The 23026-nt window shown below is 35.8% G+C and carries 24 protein-coding genes; all 24 read right to left on the bottom strand.

Annotated features, from left to right (window positions below; translation table 11 throughout):
- Positions 1 to 21: 21 nt before the first annotated feature.
- Complete coding sequence (locus tag MKX57_RS03155; RefSeq protein ID WP_342550759.1) at positions 22 to 1269, bottom strand: UDP-glucose/GDP-mannose dehydrogenase family protein; 1248 nt, start codon at positions 1267 to 1269, stop codon at positions 22 to 24.
- Positions 1266 to 2147, bottom strand: coding sequence for a UTP--glucose-1-phosphate uridylyltransferase GalU (gene galU, locus MKX57_RS03150; protein ID WP_342551108.1), 882 nt, complete (start codon positions 2145 to 2147; stop codon positions 1266 to 1268). The genes MKX57_RS03155 and galU overlap by 4 nt, the downstream gene beginning before the upstream one ends.
- A 3-nt stretch (positions 2148 to 2150) precedes the next feature.
- Positions 2151 to 3092, bottom strand: coding sequence for a UDP-glucuronic acid decarboxylase family protein (locus MKX57_RS03145; protein WP_342550758.1), 942 nt, complete (start codon positions 3090 to 3092; stop codon positions 2151 to 2153).
- The gene (gene galE, locus MKX57_RS03140; RefSeq protein ID WP_342550757.1) at positions 3089 to 4072 is read right to left on the bottom strand and encodes a UDP-glucose 4-epimerase GalE; all 984 of its coding nucleotides are present in this window, start codon (positions 4070 to 4072) and stop codon (positions 3089 to 3091) included. The genes MKX57_RS03145 and galE overlap by 4 nt, the downstream gene beginning before the upstream one ends.
- Positions 4072 to 5046, bottom strand: coding sequence for a UDP-N-acetylglucosamine 4,6-dehydratase (inverting) (gene pseB / locus MKX57_RS03135; protein WP_342550756.1), 975 nt, complete (start codon positions 5044 to 5046; stop codon positions 4072 to 4074). The genes galE and pseB overlap by 1 nt, the downstream gene beginning before the upstream one ends.
- Before the next feature lie 192 nt (positions 5047 to 5238).
- Positions 5239 to 6057, bottom strand: coding sequence for an SDR family oxidoreductase (locus MKX57_RS03130; protein WP_342550755.1), 819 nt, complete (start codon positions 6055 to 6057; stop codon positions 5239 to 5241).
- An 18-nt stretch (positions 6058 to 6075) separates the two neighbouring features.
- Positions 6076 to 6996, bottom strand: coding sequence for a Gfo/Idh/MocA family oxidoreductase (locus MKX57_RS03125; protein ID WP_342550754.1), 921 nt, complete (start codon positions 6994 to 6996; stop codon positions 6076 to 6078).
- Positions 6993 to 7718 carry an SDR family oxidoreductase gene (locus MKX57_RS03120; RefSeq protein ID WP_342550753.1) on the bottom strand — a complete coding sequence of 242 codons (726 nt, stop codon included), beginning with the start codon at positions 7716 to 7718 and terminating at the stop codon, positions 6993 to 6995. The genes MKX57_RS03125 and MKX57_RS03120 overlap by 4 nt, the downstream gene beginning before the upstream one ends.
- A complete protein-coding gene (locus MKX57_RS03115) occupies positions 7705 to 8400 on the bottom strand; it encodes an acylneuraminate cytidylyltransferase family protein (RefSeq protein WP_342550752.1) in 696 nt (231 codons plus the stop codon). The genes MKX57_RS03120 and MKX57_RS03115 overlap by 14 nt, the downstream gene beginning before the upstream one ends.
- Positions 8397 to 9446 carry a nucleotidyltransferase family protein gene (locus MKX57_RS03110; protein ID WP_342550751.1) on the bottom strand — a complete coding sequence of 350 codons (1050 nt, stop codon included), beginning with the start codon at positions 9444 to 9446 and terminating at the stop codon, positions 8397 to 8399. The genes MKX57_RS03115 and MKX57_RS03110 overlap by 4 nt, the downstream gene beginning before the upstream one ends.
- A gap of 6 nt (positions 9447 to 9452) precedes the next feature.
- The gene (locus MKX57_RS03105) at positions 9453 to 10076 is read right to left on the bottom strand and encodes an acetyltransferase (protein WP_342550750.1); all 624 of its coding nucleotides are present in this window, start codon (positions 10074 to 10076) and stop codon (positions 9453 to 9455) included.
- On the bottom strand, positions 10069 to 11148 hold the full coding sequence (gene neuB, locus MKX57_RS03100; RefSeq protein ID WP_342550749.1) for an N-acetylneuraminate synthase: 1080 nt from the start codon (positions 11146 to 11148) through the stop codon (positions 10069 to 10071). The genes MKX57_RS03105 and neuB overlap by 8 nt, the downstream gene beginning before the upstream one ends.
- Positions 11145 to 12272: a UDP-N-acetylglucosamine 2-epimerase gene (gene neuC, locus MKX57_RS03095; protein ID WP_342550748.1), complete on the bottom strand. Its 1128-nt coding sequence runs from the start codon at positions 12270 to 12272 to the stop codon at positions 11145 to 11147. Before neuC ends, neuB begins: the two co-directional genes overlap by 4 nt.
- A gap of 3 nt (positions 12273 to 12275) precedes the next feature.
- Positions 12276 to 13430, bottom strand: a complete 1155-nt coding sequence (locus tag MKX57_RS03090; RefSeq protein ID WP_342550747.1) for a LegC family aminotransferase — start codon at positions 13428 to 13430, stop codon at positions 12276 to 12278.
- On the bottom strand, positions 13427 to 14428 hold the full coding sequence (locus MKX57_RS03085; RefSeq protein WP_342550746.1) for an NAD-dependent 4,6-dehydratase LegB: 1002 nt from the start codon (positions 14426 to 14428) through the stop codon (positions 13427 to 13429). The genes MKX57_RS03090 and MKX57_RS03085 overlap by 4 nt, the downstream gene beginning before the upstream one ends.
- Positions 14429 to 14448: 20 nt before the next feature.
- Positions 14449 to 15711 carry a 6-hydroxymethylpterin diphosphokinase MptE-like protein gene (locus MKX57_RS03080; RefSeq protein WP_342550745.1) on the bottom strand — a complete coding sequence of 421 codons (1263 nt, stop codon included), beginning with the start codon at positions 15709 to 15711 and terminating at the stop codon, positions 14449 to 14451.
- Positions 15711 to 16058, bottom strand: coding sequence for a hypothetical protein (locus tag MKX57_RS03075; protein ID WP_342550744.1), 348 nt, complete (start codon positions 16056 to 16058; stop codon positions 15711 to 15713). Before MKX57_RS03075 ends, MKX57_RS03080 begins: the two co-directional genes overlap by 1 nt.
- Positions 16059 to 16060: 2 nt before the next feature.
- Positions 16061 to 17812 carry a 6-hydroxymethylpterin diphosphokinase MptE-like protein gene (locus MKX57_RS03070; RefSeq protein ID WP_342550743.1) on the bottom strand — a complete coding sequence of 584 codons (1752 nt, stop codon included), beginning with the start codon at positions 17810 to 17812 and terminating at the stop codon, positions 16061 to 16063.
- 123 nt (positions 17813 to 17935) lie between these two features.
- Positions 17936 to 18838, bottom strand: a complete 903-nt coding sequence (gene hag / locus MKX57_RS03065) for a flagellin Hag (protein WP_342550742.1) — start codon at positions 18836 to 18838, stop codon at positions 17936 to 17938.
- A 295-nt stretch (positions 18839 to 19133) separates the two neighbouring features.
- Positions 19134 to 19352, bottom strand: a complete 219-nt coding sequence (gene csrA, locus MKX57_RS03060; RefSeq protein WP_342550741.1) for a carbon storage regulator CsrA — start codon at positions 19350 to 19352, stop codon at positions 19134 to 19136.
- Entirely contained in the window at positions 19352 to 19795 is a 444-nt protein-coding gene (gene fliW, locus MKX57_RS03055) for a flagellar assembly protein FliW (RefSeq protein WP_342550740.1), read from the bottom strand. Before fliW ends, csrA begins: the two co-directional genes overlap by 1 nt.
- A 17-nt stretch (positions 19796 to 19812) precedes the next feature.
- Positions 19813 to 20376, bottom strand: coding sequence for a DUF6470 family protein (locus MKX57_RS03050; protein ID WP_342550739.1), 564 nt, complete (start codon positions 20374 to 20376; stop codon positions 19813 to 19815).
- A 55-nt stretch (positions 20377 to 20431) separates the two neighbouring features.
- Positions 20432 to 21346, bottom strand: a complete 915-nt coding sequence (gene flgL, locus MKX57_RS03045) for a flagellar hook-associated protein FlgL (RefSeq protein ID WP_342550738.1) — start codon at positions 21344 to 21346, stop codon at positions 20432 to 20434.
- A gap of 72 nt (positions 21347 to 21418) precedes the next feature.
- Positions 21419 to 23011, bottom strand: a complete 1593-nt coding sequence (gene flgK, locus MKX57_RS03040; protein WP_342550737.1) for a flagellar hook-associated protein FlgK — start codon at positions 23009 to 23011, stop codon at positions 21419 to 21421.
- Positions 23012 to 23026 lie beyond the last annotated feature (15 nt).

Raw genomic sequence — 23026 nt, 5'->3', positions numbered from 1 at the left:
CCCATCCACCTCCAGTAACTATTAAAACTTAAGTATATGTCTTCCATCAAAGATAGTCGCATTATTAGAATAAGATATTAGTGTAGCCCAATCTGCCCCGATAAACTCTTGCCATTCCGTAACTAACAAGATTGCATCTGATCCTGACACACACTCTTCCTTAGTAGAAGCATATGTTAGCTCTGTTCCCTCCAAATAGGGGGATTTTTTTACAATTGGATCATACGCCGAAATTTCAGCACCTCTTGAAACTAATTCTTTAATAATCATGATTGATGGCGCTTCACGCATATCGTCTGTATCTGGCTTGAATGTTAATCCTAATATCGCAATTTTCTTCCCTATAACATCGCCTTTAAAATGATCGATTACTTTTCCAACAAAGATATGCCTTTGCTCATCATTCGCTTGTATAGCTGATTCTACAATACTTAATTTCACATCATTTTCACGTCCCAAGTATGCTAATGCTTCAGTATCTTTTGGGAAACATGATCCACCATAGCCCAATCCAGCATTCAAAAACGCGCGTCCTATTCGGCGATCCATGCCCATACCATCTGCCACTGCATTCACATCTGCTCCTAGAGCTTCACATAAATTAGAAACTTGATTGATGTAACTAATCTTCACTGCTAAAAATGCATTTGAGGCGTATTTAATCATTTCCGCACTACGACGATTCGTATGCATGATTGGTATATTTAGTGACTTGAACAGACTTTCTACCTTATCTCTAGCAATTGAATTTTCTGCCCCTATCACAATACGATCTCCATAAAATGTATCATTAATTGCATGTCCTTCTCGTAAAAACTCCGGATTAGATACTACATGAACTTGTAAACCCGGTGGCATATTCTCAAGAATAATCCTTTCAACTTTATCATTCGTACCCACAGGAACCGTACTTTTCACAACAACAATCACATTATGATCTACATTGATCGCAATATCTTTAGCTGCTTGTTCGATATAAGACAAATCCGCTGCCCCATCTTCTCCTTGAGGTGTACCGACAGCTATAAAGATAATATCTGCATATGCAAATGCTTCTTGAGCATTTGTTGTGAAACATAATCGATTTGCAGCAATATTACGTGCTAGTATTTCATCTAATCCAGGTTCATAAATTGGTGATTGCCCTTTTTTAAGGGTATTAATCTTTTCTTCATTAACATCTAAACATGTAACAACATGCCCAATTTCTGATAACATGGCCCCTGTTACTAAGCCGACATATCCCGTTCCAATAATGCCTACGTTCACTTTGTTAACCCTGCTTTCGTATTGATATAAGCTTGTACATCATCTTTTAAATCCTCACGTTGCAATGCAAAATCTATCGTCGCTTGGACAAAGCCAATTTTACTACCGATATCATATAATTGACCTACAACATCTTGTGCAACTACTCGTTCTTCTTCGTTTAACAATTGAATCGCATCTGTTAACTGGATTTCCCCACCTGCACCAGGTTTAGTTTCATTCAATTTTTCAAAAATAGAAGGTGTTAATACATAGCGCCCCATAATCGCGTAGTTTGAGGGAGCATCCTCTTTCGAAGGCTTTTCAATAAAGCCCTTTACTTCCATTGCCTTACCCTCTTGTATATCTGTAGCAGGATCAATGACACCATATTGATGGACACTTTCCATCGGGACTTGTTGAACACCAATAACGGAAACCTTTTCACGGTCATATGTATCGATTAATTGTTTTAACGCAGGTGTTTGTGCTTGCAAAATAATATCGCCTAATAAGACAGCAAATGGCTCATCTCCTATAAAGCGATGTGCGCAATAAATCGCATCTCCAAGGCCCTTCGCTTCTTTTTGCCGTATATAATGTATGTTTGCTAGATTTGAGATTGCTTCGATTTCTCTAAGATCATCTAGCTTCCCTTTCATTTCCAATGTATGTTCTAATTCATAATTCGTATCGAAATGGTCTTCAATTGAACGTTTGTTGCGTCCGCTAATAATAATAATATCCTCAATGCCCGCTGCCACTGCTTCTTCTACAATATATTGAATCGTAGGCTTGTCTACAATGGGTAACATTTCCTTTGGTTGAGCTTTTGTTGCAGGCAGGAATCTTGTTCCCAAGCCAGCTGCTGGGATTACTGCCTTACGTACTTTTTGCATCATTCATCTCTCCTGCACTTTATTCGCAAAATAAGCGATTGTTTTCTGAAGTCCTTCATCTAACATGATTTGCGGCTCCCATCCTAGGACACGATATGCTTCATCAATGACCGGTTGTCGTTGTTTAGGATCATCTTGTGGAAGTTCTTTAAATTGTAAAGGTGTATTATTTCCTGTCCACTTCACAACTTTTTCTGCTAGTTCAAGCATTGTAAATTCATTTGGATTGCCCAAGTTTACAGGACCTGTAACTTCTTTTGTGGTTGCCATTAATCGTAAAAAACCTTCAATCAAATCGTCTACATAGCAGAAAGAGCGTGTTTGTTTCCCATGACCGTATACAGTTAAAGGCTTCTTCAGTAATGACTGAACGATAAAATTACTAACGACACGTCCGTCTTTAGCATCCATTCTCGGACCATATGTATTAAAAATGCGAGCCACTTTAATTTCAATATCATACATACGTGCATAATCAAAAAATAATGTCTCCGCACCGCGCTTTCCCTCGTCATAGCAACTACGGATACCAATCGGATTGACATTTCCACAATAATGCTCGGGTTGTGGATGTACTAAAGGATCTCCATAAACTTCAGAGGTAGATGCCTGAAATACCTTTGCACCTGTTTTACGAGCAAGCTCTAGTATATTCAGAGCACCTACTACACTTGTTTTAAATGTATGAACAGGATCTGCCTGATAATGTATAGGACTAGCAGGACAAGCTAAATTATAGATCTCATCAAACTGTCCCAATTCAGGGAAAGGCTCTATAACATCATGCTGAACAAACTGAATTTTATCTAGTACATGGCTAATATTAGCCAGTGCACCTGTTTGTAAATTATCCATACATACAACCTTGTGACCTTGTTCTACTAGTCTGTCAATTAAATGCGAGCCTAAGAAACCTACTCCACCTGTCACTAGTATACGTTTCATTTTATACCTCCAAATTTTTTCACATGCCACTGCCATGCCGTTTCAATTATTTTTTCTAAGTCATATTGTGGTTGCCAACCTAGTAATTCTCTAGCTTTAACCGCTGAGCCAATAAGCTTAGCTGGATCTCCTGAACGACGCTCTGTAATAACCGTCGGAATGCTACATTCAGTAACCGTTTCAATCATTCGAATAATTTCTAGCACCGAATAGCCCAAGCCATTACCTAAATTTAGTGTAAGATTTTCACCATGCTTCTTTAAATATTCAATCGCTTTGCAATGTGCATCTGCCAAGTCGGTTACATGAATATAATCACGAATACAGGTACCATCTATTGTGTTGAAATCTCCACCGAATATCGAGATAGATGGCCTTTTTCCAATTGCCACTTCTAAAACAAGTGGAATTAAGTGCGACTCCGGCTCATGCCATTCACCAATCTCACATTCACTATCGGCACCTGCTGCATTAAAGTATCTAAGTGCCACAAATTTGAAACCATATGCCCGTGAATAATCTTCTATAATATGTTCCATCATTAATTTTGTACGGCCGTATGGATTAATTGGATTTTGCGGATGCGTCTCCGTTATTGGCCACTCTATAGGATTCCCATAAGTTGCACAAGTAGAGGAAAACACAATGTTTTTCACTTCATAGAGCAACATCATATCCAATAAATGAATCGTATTGACAACATTATTTTGATAATACTTAGCTGGTTTTTCAACAGATTCACCGACATACGCAAAAGCGGCAAAATGAACAACTGTATCGATTGAAGGATATTGATTAAATAAGCTTTGTAAATCCTCCTTGTTCGCTAAATCACCTTCTACCAATGGAACATTTGCAGGGATAAGCTCTTTATGACCCGTGCTTAAATTATCAAACACAACTACATCTTTACCCTGTTGTATTAAATATTTCACTGTATGTGAGCCTATATACCCTGCTCCCCCTACTACTGCAATCATTATAAATCCTCCGACAGCTTTTCCAGTTGTTCAATAGATAGCCATTCTGTATTTTTATCACTCGTATATGAAAATCCTTCTGGCAATGTCTTGCCACCCTCAGCAAATTTTTTAGACCACCAAGGAAACTCTGGTTGAATGACATAATGGTCATCAAACTCTACAGTATGTCGGGCATCATCCTCCATAATCATTGCCTCATGCAACTTTTCCCCAGGACGAATACCGACAATTTCAACTTCACATTCAGGTGCAATCGCTTTAGCTAAATCCATTACCTTCATACTTGGAATTTTTGGCACAAAAATTTCGCCACCATGCATACGCTCTAGACTATCGATCACAAACTGAACGCCTTGATCTAAAGTAATCCAAAAACGAGTCATACGCTCATCAGTTACTGGTACCGTTCCAGTTACGCTTATTTTTTTAAAGAATGGGACCACACTTCCACGACTACCAGCAACATTGCCATAACGTACGACAGAAAAGCCTGTTTTTTTCGAACCCACATAAGAGTTAGCTGCGACAAATAATTTATCAGATGCCAGCTTTGTTGCTCCGTATAAGTTAACCGGACTACACGCTTTGTCTGTACTTAAGGCAATCACTTTTTCAACACCACAATCAATGGCGGCTTCGATAATATTCTGCGCTCCATGAATATTGGTTTTTATCGCCTCAAACGGATTATATTCACATGCATCTACATGCTTCATCGCAGCGGCATGCACAACAATATCTACACCATCAAACGCACGATCTAGACGTTCTTTATCACGAACATCTCCAATAAAAAAGCGAATACGATCATCATCATGGAATTGTTGTTTCATTTCGTACTGCTTTAATTCATCTCGACTAAATATTATTATTTTCTTCACACTCAGTTTTAAGGCCTGTTTGACAAAATTTTTCCCAAAAGACCCTGTGCCACCTGTTACCAATATTGTTTTATTTTCTATTATATTCATGGATTTATTTCCTCAATTCTATAATAACTTCTATTTATGTATGATATCTATCGACCTATACTATGTATTATATATCGGTTGTTTTTCATATTATTAAAATTAATATACTTAAAACCAGACGGGAATTATATACAAAAAAGATACTTGTTGTCAACCTCTCATGACAACAAGTATCTTAACTGTAAATAGTACTTACCAAGCACTCAATCCACCATCTATAATGATATTTTGACCTGTTACGTAACTGGCTGCATCTGAAGCTAAATATATCAATGCACCAACCATTTCCTCTGGTTGTGCCATTCTACCTAATGGAATACGATTGCTATAGCTCTGTTTGAATGTATCATTTTGACCACTTTCAACACCACCTGGAGTAATGGTATTTACTCTAATACCATCCTTCGCCCAGTAAGTAGACAAATATTTCGTAAGACCTACTACGCCAGCTTTAGAAGCTGAATAAATAGCAGGGGTATTAATCTGACGATCCAAATAATACGAACCTTCATAGATGCGATTATCTGGCCCCATTACACCATAAATAGATGATGTTTGGATAATAGACCCGCCCTTACCTTGTTCCTTCATAACTTTTCCGACATATTTAGCGACAAGAAACATACTATCTAAATTTGTACTCATAATTTCTTTCCATTGATTTAAATCATAATCTTCAAATGGTGCAAAAAATGCTGTTAAATCACTAGATTTGCCCGCAGCATTATTATGTAGAATATTTATTTCACCAAATTCTTCAACAACAGCTTGAACCATTTGTTTCACAGATTCTTCAGATGTTAAATCACAATAAAATGCTTTTGCAGTTGTGTTATAAGTGGCTATTATTTGCTCTGCAATTTTAGTTGCCTCTTCTATATTAATATCAACAACGGCTACTTTTGCACCTGCATCTGCTAAAGATGCACAAAAGTTTTGTCCTAAAATACCTGCTCCACCTGTAACTATAGCGACTTTATTATTTAAACTAAATTTCTCTAAATATTTCAACTTTCTACCATACCTTTTTCATTTTAATATATCTGAAAATTCATTCAAAAAAACTTTGCGTTGTTCTTTTTTTGATGTTCTTCCAGCAATCAATAAACATAATGTAAAAATAGAGTCCTTTGCATCGTACATCATTCGTCCGTTTAAAACTAATTGTTCAAATCTCCAAAGCGTTCTTCTAAACATAGAGAAATTATCATTAATTTCAAATGTTTCTCTCTGCTTTTCTCCCCAAATATTTATATTGAAAGTTTTAGTTACATCCCCCAAAACATTGATAGTCCATACTAAGCCAGATTCAAAGTTTATCATGTAAGAACCACTAACATATTCAATACTCATTGGACGCTCTTTTACTATACCTAAAATAGCATCTAAAAGGTGTATGCCGTATTTTTCCCAACCATTAATCACATTACTTTGAATAAACTTCAACTGTCCATACTGATCCAAATCAGCTCGAACTCCATCTAATTCTATAGCATATCTCATACCCGACATTGACATTAATTGACCTTTTTCTATATATGGCTTAAACCATAATAATTCTTGTATATCTAATGTTAAAGGTTTATCAACAAATACTTTCAAACCAGCCTCTAGAAAAGGTTTTGCCATTTCATAATGATTTTCATAATCATCCCTAGCAATAATTATTGCATCTACTTCACAAATCATGTCTTGATAAGATTCTACAATATTTTCTATTTTGCAAGCTTTTGCTAATATTTCACTTATTTCAATGCTTTGAGTCCAAACATGGGTAACTTTAGTATTGGCAAACCCTATCTCAGATATATCTCTCTTACGAATATAATTATAGATAACATCCCATTTTGCTTTTTTAAAATTCTCATCATCATATCCATTTATTATTGCACTAAACGAGTATGGATGACCGTTGCCTTCTGATACTCCTAAAATGCCTATTTTTTTCATAATACCTTGTTCCCTTCTCCTTTTACAGTACCTTCTCCCCAGTTCACCCAACTTAAGTCAGGGGATAGTGGTATTTCATGCCCTAGCCAGAAAAATTTACCTGTAGGACCATCTATATTTAAGTTTAATAAGTATTCTACAGTAGCATGGCAAACAGAGGGGTCGAGAGGTCCGTTAGGAGCCATTTTTGTTTTACAAGGTCCCGGGCTCATTAAATTTATTTTAATATTACTATTAGCATTTTCCTTTGCAGTAGTAATTGTCATTGCATTAAGAGCTGCTTTCGAGGCACTATATAACCCATAGTTTTCACTACAATTTAATGGTGCACCTGAAGTAAGATTTATTATTCTTCCAAAATTATTCTCTTTCATTTTTGGAAGTAATTTCTGCATAATAAGTGTTGGTGAAAATGCATTAATTACAAAAGCTTCATTTGTACGTTCAAAATCAATCACATCCATACTAACGTTTGGCATTACACCAGCATTATTAATCAAATATGGTATATATCCTTCTTCCTTTACTATTTGGTTTAATAATTCTGAGACCTTCTCTAGATTACTTAAATCTATTTGATATGCTTGCACATTCTCGATATTTACTAAATTTTCTATATTGCGGGCTAGTGCTATTACTTTCATTCTTTTTGAGAGATGCATCATCAATGACTGCCCTACTCCACTTGTGACTCCTGTTATTAAGATTTTATCTTCCCTCATTTAATACAGCCTCCGCTAATAGTAAATCAATTTTATTATCTATATCTACAGATCTTTCTCTTGGCATTACTACGGCACCAACACGGCCACAACATACACTATTAGTATTAACATCTTCAATCATAGAAGTTTTGACAACATAAACAGCACCATTTAATTGATAAGCTTTCGGGAGCTTTTGTCTCGGTAGCCATGGATTTGCACCTTCTATAAAAACAGTTGGCATTTGATTATCTATCTTCCATGCTCTGTGAGGGTTAAGTTCAGCCTCTTTAAAAGTAGCAACTGAATCATATTCATCACTAGATATAAGTGTTAAACATTCTCTTATATCCATCACACCTCTAAGAGGAGCAGTTGGTTCAAGAAGTACCAAATATGTAAAACCTTCTTCTTTTTGTTCTTTCAAAACTTCTTTAATAGTATCAATAACTAAAGAATCGTCTTTTGCGAGTTCTTTATCACGGATACTAACTTCTGCACCATATAATTTAGAAACATTCGCAATATCTTCAGAATCCGTTGAGACTAGTACTTTATCAATTTCAGTAACTTTTAATGCAGCCTCTATTGACCATGCTATTAATGGTTTACCACCTAAATTAGCAATATTTTTTTTGGGGATTGACTTACTTCCACCTCTAGCTGGGATTAGAGCTATTACTTTTTTGCCATTAATCACTCGATTTCCTCCAAATACTCCGTATTAGCCTTGTTGTAATCCTCTATTCTACCAATATCTAACCAAGATTCACGTACTGGGAATACTGAAACATTATAAGTCACACTCATCAATTTGTTAAACAAATCGGGCATATCATAAAATTCCCCCTTTGGGATATAATCCAATACATTCGGGCTAAGTACATATATTCCTGCATTAACAAAACTACGTTGTATAGGCTTTTCTTTAATCGAAACTAACTGCTGACCTTCCGTTTCAATTACGCCATATGGAACTTGATATTCATATTCTCGTACACACATTGTTGCCACTGCATCTGTATCCTCATGAAAGTACAAAAGCTGTTCAAAATTGACCTGTGTTAGTAAATCACCGTTCATTACAAAAATAGGGCCGGTAGGCTTTTCCTTCAACAAAGACAAAGCACCCGCAGTTCCCATTCTCTTATCTTCCTCTATATAAGATATTGACACACCAAAAGCTGATCCATCCTGAAAATAGTCTTGAATAATTTCTTTTTTATAGTTCACAGATATTATAAAGTTGGTGAAGCCATATTGCTTAAAACCTTCTATAATTGTTTCTAAAATCGGTTTACTTCCTACGTTTAGCATTGGTTTAGGAATATTCTCTGTTAATGGACGTAAGCGTGTACCAAGTCCACCCGCCATTAAAACCACAGTATTTTCAAATTTTTTAGGTGTTTGATCCTCATCAGCAAAAATAACGTCAATAATCCTATTTTCCATATCAGTAATCGGAAGTTGTTTTAATTTATACTTTTTTAGTAGGTTTAAACAATCACTATATGTATTTTCAACACATGCACTTATAGGAGAAGGATTCATGACCTTATTAATTGGTACATCTAGTCCTTCGCCTCTTAAAATACCCCTACGAATATCTCCATCGGTTACCGTACCAAGTAAATTATTTGCTTCATCAACAACTGCTGCGAATTGCATAGACGAGTCGTCTATGACTTTCATTGTTTCAAAAAGTGTGGTATTTTCATTGACTAAGATTTTTCTCCAATTTTTCATCTATTATTACACTTCCTTTGCAGGTATCCCTAAAGCTTTTTTATTTGTACCTATATTCGAAATAACAACAGCACCTGCACCAATAAGAGAGTTTTTTCCAATGCTAATACCTTGTATTACAGAACTATTCGTACCAATATGAGAACAATCACCTATATGAACACTTCCTGATAAAGTTACGCCCGGTGCTATATGTACATGAGATCCTATCACACAATCATGTTCAATAATTGCGCCTGTATTAATAATTGTATTTTGCCCAATTTGTGCATATGGCTGTACAATTGCACCAGCCATTATTTGAGTACCTTCCTCTAATGTTGCTGTACTAGATATTATTGCCCTAGGGTGAGCACATATTACAAATGTATATCCTTGACTTTTTAGTTTCTTAAACAGGCTTTGACGAACATTTGAATTACCTACAGTTCCTAATCCTAAAACAAGTTCCACTTTTAATGGGCTGTATTTCTCAAATATAGCATCTGTCCCTAGATACTCTAAGCCATACATATTTGTTTGTTCTTCTGGCGCTGTATAACCTAGAATTCCCCTATTTTGAAATAATAATATCTCCGTCAAAACTGAAGCATGTCCGCCATTTCCTAATATTATTATCGGCTTATTCATCAATCAATTCATCCTTTTGATAGAATTTAGTTGCTTTTTCACCTAGTAGAGACCAATACTTTGCTGGAGATATGCCATTACCAGGCCTTTTAATAGCTATATTAGACATATTTAACATTTCACCTTGTTTGATATCTATACTTGCCACTATACTCTTTCTTGCTGCTACTCGATTTTTCATTTCATTTATTGTCGGTTGTTTTAAACCATTACCTAAAGCACGCTCAACCTGACGTATACCTTCTACCATTGCCGTAAGTTCTCCTGGCTCTAATGACGCTATATGATCTGGTCCAGGTAATTCTCGCTCTAATGTAAAATGTTTCTCTATAACAGTTGCTCCCATACTAATCGCGGCAATTGGAATTGTAATTCCTTGTGAATGATCGGAAAAACCTATTGGTAATCCTAGCTCTTCAGACAATTGTCTCATAGCTTTTAAATTGATTGTTTCAAAAGGTGCTGGATATTCCGTTGTACAATGAAGGACAGTTACGAATCTTTGCAAAATCTCCTTTGCCTCATTTGTTTTATAAAATGAATGTACACTATCAATTGAAACATCAGAACAGGGTCTCGCTAAACCATAGGCAACAAAAGACAAGGCTTCATGAATTTCACTAATGGTAGCCATACCAGTTGAAATGATCATTTTCTTTTGCTTTGTCGCAATATAATGGATAAACGGAGAATTAGTCAACTCACCAGAAGGAATTTTAACCGTTTGCATTTGTAATTGATCAATTAAAAAATCCACGCTATCATTGTCAAATGGCGTAGATAAAAATTCAATCCCTATCTCATCACAATAGTTTTTCAGTGATGTAAATTCGTCAAAAGTCAATTCAAGCTTTTTCAGCATTTCATATTGAGATGATGCTTCACCTAAATTCTCTACTTGATAATCCGCTTGCCTTGCTTCTTTTGTCACTAAATTCTTCGCACGAAACGTTTGGAATTTGACAGCATCTGCTCCCGACTCTTTTGCAACTCTTATTAATCTTTTCGCCATTTCAAAGGAGCCGTTATGATTAACTCCTGCTTCGGCTATTATATATGTTGATTGGCTCATAAATCGTAAAACTCCTTTTGTCTAGCGAATGATGTGATTTGTTGTAATTGCCTCATTATTTTCTCAGAGACTTGTCCATTTCCAAAAATTTGATCATATGGACCTTTGTACATTAAAGCTTCCTTAATCGCTTTTTCAATTGTTAATGGCTCTAAAGTACAATCGAATATCGAGCTAGGTTTTTGACGTCCTGCCTGTCTATCCCCACAATTTACAGTAGGCGTGTGTAGATATGGTACTTCAATCAAACCACTAGAAGAATTCCCCAATACCACATCTGCATATTTCACTGTACTTAAGTATCTTAACTGGCCTAGTGAATCAAATACTTTTGCATTTTCATGTTGCAAAACAAATTCTTCGATAGCTTTATTAATTTTCCGTCCACCATTATCCGCATTTGCTTTTGTAAACACTAAATTGACACTGGTGTAATTATGCAAAGCTTCTAATAATGCATAAATTCCATCTGTTTGGAGATTCGTTTCTGGATGGTATGTTATTAAAAACATTGGTTGATCTATATTTAGTTGAAGGTCTGTATACAACTTTTCCTTTGTGAGTAATGGCAGCCTTAATATATTTTCAATTCCAATTGCTCCCACATTCCATACACATGTAGGTTCTTCACCTAGCTGAATAACTCTATTGCGATGTGATTCTGTACTCGTAAAATGCCATGTAGCCATTTTCGTAATTGAATGACGGATAGCATCATCATAAGCGCCAAAGGTACATTCTCCCCCATGGATATGTGCAATCGGAATTTGCATCACAAGTGCAGTCTGTGCTGCAGCTAACATTTCAAAGCGATCACCTAAGATTAAAAGTAAATCTGGTTTAATTTTATCAAAAGCATCAGAGAATCCAATTGTCGCCAATCCCATTGATTTTGCAACGCCAGTTGCTGTATCAGATGACAATAACATTTCTACTTTTGCATCTATGACAAAACCATCCGCTTCAATTTGTTTATATGTTAATCCAAATTCAGAGGATAAATGCATGCCTGTCACAACTAGCTGTAGCTCAAAATCAGCTGACAGTTTAATAGCATGCATTAAATTCGAAAGTAATCCGTATTCAGCACGTGTCCCTGTAACAACACATATTTTTCGTTTCAATAGTTATCCCTCTTTTATTGGTGTGCTCGGAATGTTTATAATTTTCTTATTTAATCTTTCGATTGTAGATAAATTTGCTCTTGGACATTCTCTAAACGGTTTTAAATTGTGCATCGGCGTCCAAATTGGACGACTCATTACACCGTTATCATTTAAAAACGTCAAAACTTCATCTCGCTCTAATGTATCATCTAAAATTAATGTTTGTAGCCAATAGTTGCTGGAAGTATTCACTGGTTCTTTGAAAAGCGTAACACCTTCTAATGATCCAACTAGTTCTTCATAAAAAGCTGTCAATGCACGTTTTCTTTTTATAAATTCTGGCATTTTTTCTAGTTGAGCGCACCCTAATGCTGCGTTTATATTGGGCAAACGGTAGTTAAATGCAACTACATCATGTTCATATTCCCAACGATGAGGTATTTTCGCTGTTGTTGTAATATGCTTAGCATAGTTTGCTAACTCTTCGTCATCGGTTAAAATTGCTCCACCGCCACCTGTAGTGATGATTTTATTGCCATTAAAGCTAATCGCACTCACCTTACCAAAGCCACCTGTATGCTTCCCTTTATAGTAAGTCCCTAATGATTCTGCAGCATCTTCTACTAATACTAAGTGATACTTTTCGCAAATCAATTGTAATTCTTCTAGTTCAACAGCATGTCCAAAAGTATGCATCGGAACGACTGCACGTATGACACGGCCTGTTTCTTTATTGATCAGTTGACCATTTTTCACTTCACCAATGACTAAAATATGTGCTTCTAACTTTTGCGGATCAAGGCCCAATGTTTTTTCAGATACATCTACAAAATGGGGCACAGCACCAATATACGAAACTGCATTGGCTGTCGCAACAAATGTTAGAGCCGGCATAAACACTTCTTCATTTGCTTGTACTCCTGCAACCTTCAACGCAATATGTAATGCAGCGGTCCCATTCATTACGGCAACAGCACGCCTTACCCCTGCAAATTGTGCTAAATCTTCTTCAAAACGGGTAACATAAGCACCGACAGAGGATACCCATCCTGTTTGAATACAATCCGTTACATACTCCAGCTCGTTACCAGTAAAAGTTGGTTCGTGCAATGGCACAAAATCCTTTTGATAATGTGCTTTAATCTGTTTTGTAAACTCTAACCATTGTGTATTCATATATTATAAACATCTGCCTTATATTGATCTAAATTCTTTGGATTAGAGAACCATTCAATTGTTTCTTCTAAGCCCCGACGGAAACCATCTTTACCGCCATAATGAGGTTGCCAACCAGTTAATTCTTTTGCTTTTTTATTTTCCGCCCATAGACGATTGACTTCACTTTTTTCTGGACGTAAGCGCTGTTCATCGGTTTCAATTGTTAAGTTTACACCCATAATTTCTGCAATCATTTCAGCCGTTTCACCAATTGACACTTCATAATTTGAACCAACATTAATGACTTCACCTAATGATTTTTCAGAGTTCATGACAGAAACAAAACCTCCCACTGTATCTTGTACATAATTGAAATCACGTGTTGGACTAATCGCACCTAGTTTAATTGTAGTTTGGCCACTTGCTAATTGGCTAATAATTGTCGGAATAACCGCCCGCGCTGATTGACGTGGACCGTATGTATTAAACGGGCGAATAATTGCAACCGGTGTATTGAATGAACGATAAAATGATAACGCCATTTGGTCTGCGCCAATTTTAGAGGCCGAATAAGGTGACTGCCCTTGCAATGGGTGATTCTCATCAATTGGGACATATTGAGCTGTACCATATACCTCACTTGTCGACGTATGGACAACCTTTTCCACGCCTAATTCATACGCAGCTTGTACAATATTAAGTGTACCATTCACATTTGTATCAATATAAGTAGCCGGAGAATGATATGAATAAGGAATTGCAATAAGTGATGCTAAGTGCAGTACATGTGTACAACCCTTCATCGCTTCCTTTACTCCAAATGGGTCACGAATATCTCCAGAGAAAATATCCAAGGAATCTTTAATCTCTTTTGTAGATTGGTCTAACCATCCCCATGAATTGAATGAGTTATAGTAGACAAATGCACGCACATCGTGACCTTGTCTTACAAGTTCTTCTGTTAAGTGGGAGCCAATAAATCCGTCAGCGCCCGTTACTAAGATTTTTTTAGTCATTTCTATAACACCTTTTCAAATTATTTGCTGGATACGATATCCTCTAAAATCTTTTTGTAATCAATAGTTGCAACATCTGTCAATTTCTTTTCCAGCTCATCAACACTTAGATAAGGTATACCTTTTATCTTAGCACCGTCCCATGCCGTATTGAATATTTGCATCGAAGAGCTTGCAGCTTTTTGCTCAAACCAACGGCGAAAAATATTAAAATTACTGTATGTATTAATATAGTCTCCGCTGTTTGAACGGACTGTTTGAAATTTTATATCTGTTTCAAATGTGCTAGAAGAAGTTGATAAATTCGCATGGGTTTTATTACTTTTAAAGCCTAGATCTTGACCAAATAAATAGACTGTTTTAAATCCCATAAATTCTAAAAGGGACAAACCTGTAGTTGCGACTGAGCCACCCGTTTCTAATAAAGGGACAGCGTTGGCTGTTGCAAATTCTTCAGACGAAGGATAACCCTCTTGAAATAGAATCGCTTTTTTCCCTTTGTGAATTTTCGTCATTCCATGATTTGCCGTAGCCATATAAAATAGTAAACCATTGTATTCTGCATGCTCTAATTGCTCTTGTACTAAATGTGTGGGGTCTGTAATGATGATGCCATCTGGCACGATATCTTCTTTCAATAATGACTTTAATGCCGACCCTACAGCTAAAACAAAGCAAAAATTTCTTATTCGTTTCAATGATTTAACAGTTTCATTTAAAGATGGTCCCGCTGATACTAATACAGCTTTTTCATTTTGAGCAAACCCAATAAATTCTTTCATTAAAAGATGTGAATTAGTTAAATTAGCTAAAAAATTATCATGCATAATCTCACTAACATTTTGAAAAGACATTTGTCTTATCTTAATATTCTCTAAGGACCCAAATAGTGGGTGATTGGGGCCGATTGCCTTTAGCCACTGCAATGGAATAACAAGCTTTGTTTCTTCCAAATTAATACTCGTTAAATTGACGTTATTGCTAACAATACGAATTCTCTTATTGTCTAAAATATGAGCAGAGCCATACATTCTACACATCTCCAATTCATATTTATCTGCTAATACAACATAAATAGTAGATGTTGGACTACAATTTAGAAGAACCTCGGCATGATAACCAAGGCCTAGTCCGAATAAAATATATTGCTTAGACTGTCTTATTAATTCTTTTTCAATAAATTTCTCTACATCTTGCTTGGGTCTATACTTGCTATAAAGATAAATATCGTTCAATTGAGCCGTATATACGCCATCTTTCGCATGTTCTACAAGCCAGTTCATTAATTTTTTTGTGCCTCTATTAACTCCACTTCTACGAAGAAAGGGGCAATTTCATACTCAAACATATCCGCTACTAATACATAATCCTGCATTTCAAGACCTGCATTGATTTCCTGTAAAAACTCCTGTACTTTTTCAATTTTTATATCTACAGTTATATCATTTAGTTTTAAAAGTTCACTAGCCTCTACTAGCCATGTTACACCCTCTGAGAAATCCAAAATCATTTTCAATGCACTAGCTATCTGGTCACTTCTTAAACTCTCAGCTATTTCTCGACTTCCTAAGGCCACTCTCGGTAAATACTCGTTAAAACTTTGAATCGTATCCATTAAAATTTCTGTCATTATTATTCCTCACCTTTTTTGATTTTTTCGTTGTTAATTCGTTCGATTACATGTTCGGTAAATGTTTTTGACTTTCTTGCAGCTTCTAAAAGTTTAGAATAGAGAGTCTTTGTTTGATTATATACTCTAGTATACATTTCAGTAGGTGTTTCATTCTCTTTCTCTAAAAAACCCTTTAACACTTCTAAAGTGATAGGCGCCACGATAAAATTCATTTGTACTTTTGGATACAGAACAGTAATTTCTTTATCTATTTTATTAAGTATTTTCAACGCTTTTTCACTAAAAACTGTACGAGACTTATTACCTTCTAATACACTTAAGCCTTTCGATAAATGCTTGATAATCCGAGCGTAATCTTTTAATTCCTCTTCAAGTATTCCCTTCAAATTTCCCCATTCATCTTGAGAAACTTTATAGGCTTTATTCACAAGTCCCAAATTTTTATTTGGAATTTCTTCTTGAATATACTCTGTACAAAACTCATTAAAGATTTTTTGTTCAAACCCATTTAGACGTACTCCACCTTCTGTACAATTATAAAAAATATTTTTAGGCGGTGCTTCTTTAATTAATTGCTCAAATGTTAATTTCATAGAATAGAGCATCGTGCTTGTCCAAATATCCTCGCCATCAAAACCTTCTACTGTAAACATATTATTACTAGTCTTCCAGCTTTCTTCAATACTCTCAGCTTGCTTGTTATTTGCAGCATGTGTTTGGTTATTCGTATAAGCTAAATCTTGACCGATTAAGGCTATAGGTCCACTAGTAATATATTGAGCAAGTGTAAAGGCGAAATGAGCGACGCTCCCCCCTCCAATAATCCTTGGAAGATTAATATTTAATTTATTAGTTAAATATTGATTAACAGTATGATCTGATTGAGCAGTAAAAGCGAATGCCTCGTTATTAAATTCACTTCTGATTTTAGGCTGATTAAAAATTGAATACATGAGTTTTGCTTTTCTTAAATGCAGATCTTTGAATTGATTATAATTCACTTCCTTCCCATCTATAGATACTACATAGTCAGGTTCTATACAATACTCCACCAAAGAATTTATTGTTGACCCTGCCGCAATAATAACAACATTATTTTGGATTTCTTTTAGTAATGGTAATTGCTTTGTAAGAGAAGGTCCTCCTGAGGCAATAACTACAGGGCAAGAATACACTTGATATAATTTATCTAAGTTTCTATCTTCAAATATAGAGAGAAGATTTTCACTAAGATTTTTTTGCCACATTTCCGAATCTCTATTAATCGTATTCTCATTTACAATGCTTTTTTGCTGTATATCTTTTACTTGTTTCAGAATTTGCAAATACATATCTGGGAATATTTTATCGTAATTTGGTGAAGAAATAATTTTAAATGTTCTTTGAAATGCTAACTCTTTAATAGAATCCACTATATATTCTAAATTCTTAATCGAATTACTATTATATAAAAACTGTTCAAATTCAGTTTCTTTATGTCTATCTTGTACCTTAAGTAATGAATCGTCAAATAAAGGGTCAATGACAATTAACGGTTCATTAAATTTTAATTTTTCTTTTAAACTGTCTACAATATAACCTAATCCATAGCCAAATAAAATGTGTACATGATGTGGTTCATAGTGATTTTCTGCAAATTTTTGTGCTTCTATCTTAGGATTATATTTACTATGTAAAAAATAATCATTAACTTTTAGCGTAATATCCCCTGTTTTTGTTTCAATTGTTTCAATAATATATTGGTTTTTCATAAGTACACCTCTATTTATATATCGACTTTAATTGAAAATAATCAATAATCATTATGTTATTTTGAAGATTTTCTAAAAAAAAACCTGTTTCTCAAAAGAGAAACAGGTTAAAGGTACCAATTATTATTGTAATAATTGAAGAACGCCTTGTGGTTGTTGGTTAGCTTGTGCAAGCATAGATTGCGCAGCTTGTGTTAAGATGTTGTTCTTCGTGAAGTTCATCATCTCTTTTGCCATGTCAGTGTCACGGATACGTGATTCTGCAGCAGATAAGTTTTCAGAAGTTGTCCCTAAGTTATTAATTGTGTGCTCTAAACGGTTTTGTACTGCACCTAGAGATGCACGAGTTTCAGATACTTTTGTTAATGCTTTATCAATAATTGAGATTGAGTTATCAGCACTTTTTTGAGTTGTGATGTTGATACCTGCTCCCTTACTTGCAGTACCATTTAATTCTGCTGCAGAAGCAGTAAGTGCATTTACACCTAAAGCTGTAGCACCCATATTACCAATACTTAAGTTAATGCTTTGACCTGAGTTTGCACCGATATGGAACACTTTACCGCCAGCTACAGTAGCAGATCCAGCATTAGTAATTGCAGATCCAAATTTACCGTTCAATAATTTTTGTGTATTGAACTCTGTATCAGTTGAAATACGAGTAATTTCTTTTGCTAAAGAATCGATTTCTAACTGAAGCGCTTTACGGTCACCAGATACGTTTGTATCGTTTGAAGATTGTACTGCTAATTCACGCATACGTTGTAGGATTGCGTGTGTTTCGTTAAGTGCACCCTCAGCTGTTTGGATTAAAGATACTGAATCTTGAGCATTTTTAGTTGCCATGTCAAGACCACGGATTTGTCCACGCATTTTTTCTGAGATTGCTAAACCAGCAGCGTCATCGCCAGCACGGTTGATTTTGTAACCAGAAGATAATTTCTCAAGGTTTTTTGCAGATTGTGCGTTGTTGAAGCCTAAGTTACGGTGTGTGTTTAAAGCTGAAATGTTATGTTGAATTCTCATGTGGAATTCCTCCCTGAATGTTTTTTTTCATCCCACTTCCTTGTGGAATGCTGTCGGCTTTGGTCGTAGTATGTACTTCCACTGCCTTACACTGTATATATCGTTCCTTTATTGAAATGTTTAATAGTTTTTAGCGAAATTTTATTTTTTAAGAAAATTTTTATTTACTCTTTTTCAAGCTAACCCTTACATCAAATAACTAAATTTACAATTATCATTAAAATATCTTGAAAAGTAAATCTTAAAAGAAAACCAAAAACGCCTATTACTCAAAAGAGATCATAGGCTCAGATTATTATTTTTTCTTTAATTGTTCTAATAGGTTTGATGCTACGTTTAACGCTTCCTTGTTTTGCTGTTGAATTGCTTCGAATACTTCTGAACGATGAACCGTTACTGACTTTGGGGCCATGATACCGAGCTTCACTTGGTCTCCATCAACCGATAGAATTTTCACCTCTACATGGTCACCTATCATTATTGATTCGTTCTTTTTCCTTGAAAGTACGAGCATTATTTAACACTTCCTTCAAGAGCTCTTAGAGAAAAGCGTAGCGGATAAGCCTTGTTGTCACTTAACACAATCTGCTTGCCCACTTTCTTCTTCATATTGATGACAACTGGTGCAAGTAGATTCATTGTAGAGTCACTTAATTTTTCTTTTAATGTCACGATTGCATATGTAACAATGTCCTCTTCTTGATCAACAGCGAGTACATTACTATCTTCCATTGAAAGGTCAAATACATAATTAGGTTTGAATACAAATGGATAAGCAACAATAAAACTAAGTTCAGCAGTTTCAATCGCTTGTAATAGCGCCAGTGGTAAGTCTTGATCAAGAGGGAGTAACACAAACTTCGTAACATCTTGAAATCCTGGAATACCTTCAGGGAATGTTATAATATCTTCATTCGTTATTTCTACTTCTCCTAAAAATTTCGTTGCGATTTTCATATAGTTAATGTGCTCCTTTATACAATCACGTCAGTTTGAACAGATGGTGTTTGTACCATTGTACCAGTTACTTTTCCTGGTGTGTATTCATGAATTGGTTTGTTCACTTTTACGTCAATTTTTGGTTCTCTTCTTTGAATATTAATATCAGTTGTACCTGGTGTATAATCAATTTTTACTGAGCCAATTGATGGTACAAATTTAATATTAAATTGTACGCGATGAGGGCCGTGATTTTGTTTCGCTATATTTTGGATAGTTGCACGTCCTTGGTCTTTACCGGAATTCTCCATCATTTGACGTCCTTCCCTAGCTCTACGTGCCATCCCTTGCAAAGCCTCCTGTTTACCTTTTTGTGCATAATTAGCACTTGATTCAAGTGGACCTATTAAACCTAAGTCCCGTCTTGCCTGTGAAGAATCAATACGAAGTGCACCACGCGTCGTATGTATTTCAAGAATTGCCGCTGGCTGTTCGATATGTTGCGTTGCTTTCGGTTGTTTAATGTACTGCTGCGCTTTGGAAATATCAAGATCCATTTGAGCATCGGTCGTACGAATTTGAATTTGTGGGAGTCTCATTTACTCCTCTCCTTTCAAGAAAAGCGTCTGAACAAAATGTCCAAACGCTTAAAAATCATCTGATAAAGTCAACTAAAGTTTGTTGAATAATTTTAGAGCCCACCGATAATGCAGCCTGATGAATTGATTCATGTGTCACCATTTCAGTAATAGCTTTTGAATAATCAACAGACTCATTATCTCTCAATTGCTTCGTTACATTGACCTCACGTATACCAAGCCGATTTTCCATCATCTCTACGCGATTTTGACGGGCACCGACATCAGCTTGTGCCTCCAGGACTTTATTATGCATTGTTGTAATATCATCATTGGTACTGGATGACGAAACACCACCAAGCATATTACCAATTTCGTCACCTGTTTTTGTTGAATCACCAAGTAGATCCGAAATTTTACCCAACATACCATCTATATTTTTAAATAAATCCTTACCTGGTGTATTTACTGGGATTTGAATACCATCATATATTTCGATATTCACTGCATTTCCGTTAATAGCAGGATCAACTACTTTACCACTTCCGCCTGGTATAAACAGTGGCTGATTTGTGTTTGTTCCACTAAATATGTAACTACCACCAATATTGGTATTTCCGATATCCTGAATTTGTTGACGAATTTGATCAATTTCCATTTTAACTTTTTCACGTTCTTCAGGTGTGTTTGTATCATTTGATGCTTGAATAACTAATTCGCGAACTCGCTTCATTTGTTCTCCAACCTGATTAAGAGATTCATCTGTCGAATCTAACCAGCTTCCTGCCGTAATCATATTGCGAGTATATTGTTCTACTTTAGCTAAATCTCGACGATAGCCCATACCCTTTACTGCAATAACTGGATCATCAGATGGACGAGTGATTTTTGAACCCGAATTGATTTGATCTTGAAGCTTTGACATTTTACCATAGCTGATATTTAAATTGCGTAGCATGTTACTTGATAGCATAGATTGTGTTACACGCATTTTGTAAAAAACCTCCTTCTTGTCAGTTGGAGAAAGCTGTCTCCATTAATTACTAATTACTCTTTTCTATCGTTATAAACCTACTCGGCCCATACCGTTAATAATTTTATCCAATGTTTCATCGACAACTGTAATCATACGTGCATTTGCATTATATGCTTGTTGAAAAGTAATCATATTTGTCATTTCTTCATCTAACGAAACAGCACTTACAGAATCGCGGCTTTTGAACACCATTTGAAGTTGGGATTCAGACGAGGCCGCTAAACGTAATGCTTCTTCACCATCTACACCAACTTTTCCGACAATCGCTTGATAGAATGATTGTAAGCTTGCATTATCTATATCTGCATATAATTTATGCTGCATATTGGCAAGCTCGTAAGCATTTTTACCATTTCCTTCTTCTGTCGGATTAGTCGATGCTGCTAAAAGATTAGGATTTTTTTTGATATCCTCATTAACCTTAATTCCACCAGCACCAGCTCCTTCAAAGAAAACGCCACCTGGTTTAGAAGCATTGATGATGTTTCCATTCGCATCTTTTTCTTCAAGGGTATAACCCTTTGCATGCTGCGCATTGAATTCTTTAATAAATGCATTAGCCAGCTGATCTAATTTTTGTAAAGTTTCCGAGTAGTATCCTTTAATATCGCCGCCTGCACTTTGATACCCAAACGAATTAATGAGTGAAAGTAATTTCCCTTTTGATGCTTCAAAGTCTTGCTGTTTAATGGCTGTTTGTGTACTAGTGACAGCACCTGCTTCGTGTGCATCTAAAGATTCCAATCCTGTTAATTGTAATTCAGAGAAAGAATTTGTAATATCGTCGCCTGTCACCTTCGTGCCATTAGTACCCATTGCTGTGAACTGAGCGAAATCTTTACCGTTTACTAAATCTCTGACAACACCATCTGCGCCTTTAAATGTAATTTTTAAGCTGCCCTCTGCAACCTCTGATGCTAAACCACCAGAAGGAATACGTTCAATTGATACCGGGATATATTCATTTAATTTATCGACTAACGTATCACGAACATCATATAAATCATTTGGTACATGTCCACTAGGTTCAACCTCTTGAATCTGTTTATTAACAGCAGCGATCTGTTTAAGGATGGTATTAATTTGAGTTGTCGAAACATTAAGCTCATTTCCAAGATTACCTTGAATCATTTTTAATTGCTTATCAAGGTAATTAAAGGATTCAGCTAAGTGCTCCGCACGACTAATGGCTACTTGACGTGAAGCACCATCTGCAGGCTTTGTCGCAATATCTTGAAGACCCTTCCAGAACTGTTCGAAAGCTTTATCTAAACCAAATTCTGAAGGTTCATTCATAACATCCTCCATTTGGGCAATAGCATTTGTTCTAGATTCCCAATAACCTAACTTATTCGTCTCTTGACGATATTGGCGGTCAATAAATTCACTGCGAATACGTTGAATTGAACTTGCTTCTACCCCAGTACCAAGATGTCCCGGGTAAGTTGGTTGGTTTAATCCAGCAGTTGGAAAACCAGGTGTTGCCTGCATGTTTACTCGTTGGCGTGAATAACCTAATGTGTTGGCGTTGGAAATATTATGTCCTGTTGTGTATAAAGCTGTTTGTTGTACGAAGAGGCCACGTTTACTTGCTTCTAGCCCCATAAATGTTGAGCGCATGTTTCTTCCTCCCTT

Origin of the sequence: Lysinibacillus sp. FSL M8-0216, from assembly GCF_038595555.1 — a bacterium.
GTDB classification, from domain to species: Bacteria; Bacillota; Bacilli; order Bacillales_A; family Planococcaceae; genus Lysinibacillus; species Lysinibacillus fusiformis.
This window is presented reverse-complemented; position numbering and strand designations above follow the sequence as displayed.

What these genes read in the sequence shown, in the direction of transcription:
- flgL (WP_342550738.1), bottom strand. Translation starts at nt 21,346, where the DNA reads ATGCGTGTAACACAATCTATGCTATCAAGTAACATGCTACGCAATTTA.
- MKX57_RS03080 (WP_342550745.1), bottom strand. Translation starts at nt 15,711, where the DNA reads ATGAACTGGCTTGTAGAACATGCGAAAGATGGCGTATATACGGCTCAA.
- neuB (WP_342550749.1), bottom strand. Translation starts at nt 11,148, where the DNA reads ATGAGCCAATCAACATATATAATAGCCGAAGCAGGAGTTAATCATAAC.
- MKX57_RS03110 (WP_342550751.1), bottom strand. Translation starts at nt 9,446, where the DNA reads ATGAAAAATTGGAGAAAAATCTTAGTCAATGAAAATACCACACTTTTT.
- MKX57_RS03070 (WP_342550743.1), bottom strand. Translation starts at nt 17,812, where the DNA reads ATGAAAAACCAATATATTATTGAAACAATTGAAACAAAAACAGGGGAT.
- MKX57_RS03075 (WP_342550744.1), bottom strand. Translation starts at nt 16,058, where the DNA reads ATGACAGAAATTTTAATGGATACGATTCAAAGTTTTAACGAGTATTTA.
- csrA (WP_342550741.1), bottom strand. Translation starts at nt 19,352, where the DNA reads ATGCTCGTACTTTCAAGGAAAAAGAACGAATCAATAATGATAGGTGAC.
- MKX57_RS03050 (WP_342550739.1), bottom strand. Translation starts at nt 20,376, where the DNA reads ATGAGACTCCCACAAATTCAAATTCGTACGACCGATGCTCAAATGGAT.
- pseB (WP_342550756.1), bottom strand. Translation starts at nt 5,046, where the DNA reads ATGAATATAATAGAAAATAAAACAATATTGGTAACAGGTGGCACAGGG.
- MKX57_RS03125 (WP_342550754.1), bottom strand. Translation starts at nt 6,996, where the DNA reads ATGAAAAAAATAGGCATTTTAGGAGTATCAGAAGGCAACGGTCATCCA.
- MKX57_RS03105 (WP_342550750.1), bottom strand. Translation starts at nt 10,076, where the DNA reads ATGAATAAGCCGATAATAATATTAGGAAATGGCGGACATGCTTCAGTT.
- flgK (WP_342550737.1), bottom strand. Translation starts at nt 23,011, where the DNA reads ATGCGCTCAACATTTATGGGGCTAGAAGCAAGTAAACGTGGCCTCTTC.
- MKX57_RS03090 (WP_342550747.1), bottom strand. Translation starts at nt 13,430, where the DNA reads ATGAATACACAATGGTTAGAGTTTACAAAACAGATTAAAGCACATTAT.
- MKX57_RS03120 (WP_342550753.1), bottom strand. Translation starts at nt 7,718, where the DNA reads ATGAGGGAAGATAAAATCTTAATAACAGGAGTCACAAGTGGAGTAGGG.
- hag (WP_342550742.1), bottom strand. Translation starts at nt 18,838, where the DNA reads ATGAGAATTCAACATAACATTTCAGCTTTAAACACACACCGTAACTTA.
- MKX57_RS03145 (WP_342550758.1), bottom strand. Translation starts at nt 3,092, where the DNA reads ATGAAACGTATACTAGTGACAGGTGGAGTAGGTTTCTTAGGCTCGCAT.
- galU (WP_342551108.1), bottom strand. Translation starts at nt 2,147, where the DNA reads ATGCAAAAAGTACGTAAGGCAGTAATCCCAGCAGCTGGCTTGGGAACA.
- MKX57_RS03085 (WP_342550746.1), bottom strand. Translation starts at nt 14,428, where the DNA reads ATGACTAAAAAAATCTTAGTAACGGGCGCTGACGGATTTATTGGCTCC.
- galE (WP_342550757.1), bottom strand. Translation starts at nt 4,072, where the DNA reads ATGATTGCAGTAGTAGGGGGAGCAGGGTATATAGGCTCACATACAGTG.
- fliW (WP_342550740.1), bottom strand. Translation starts at nt 19,795, where the DNA reads ATGAAAATCGCAACGAAATTTTTAGGAGAAGTAGAAATAACGAATGAA.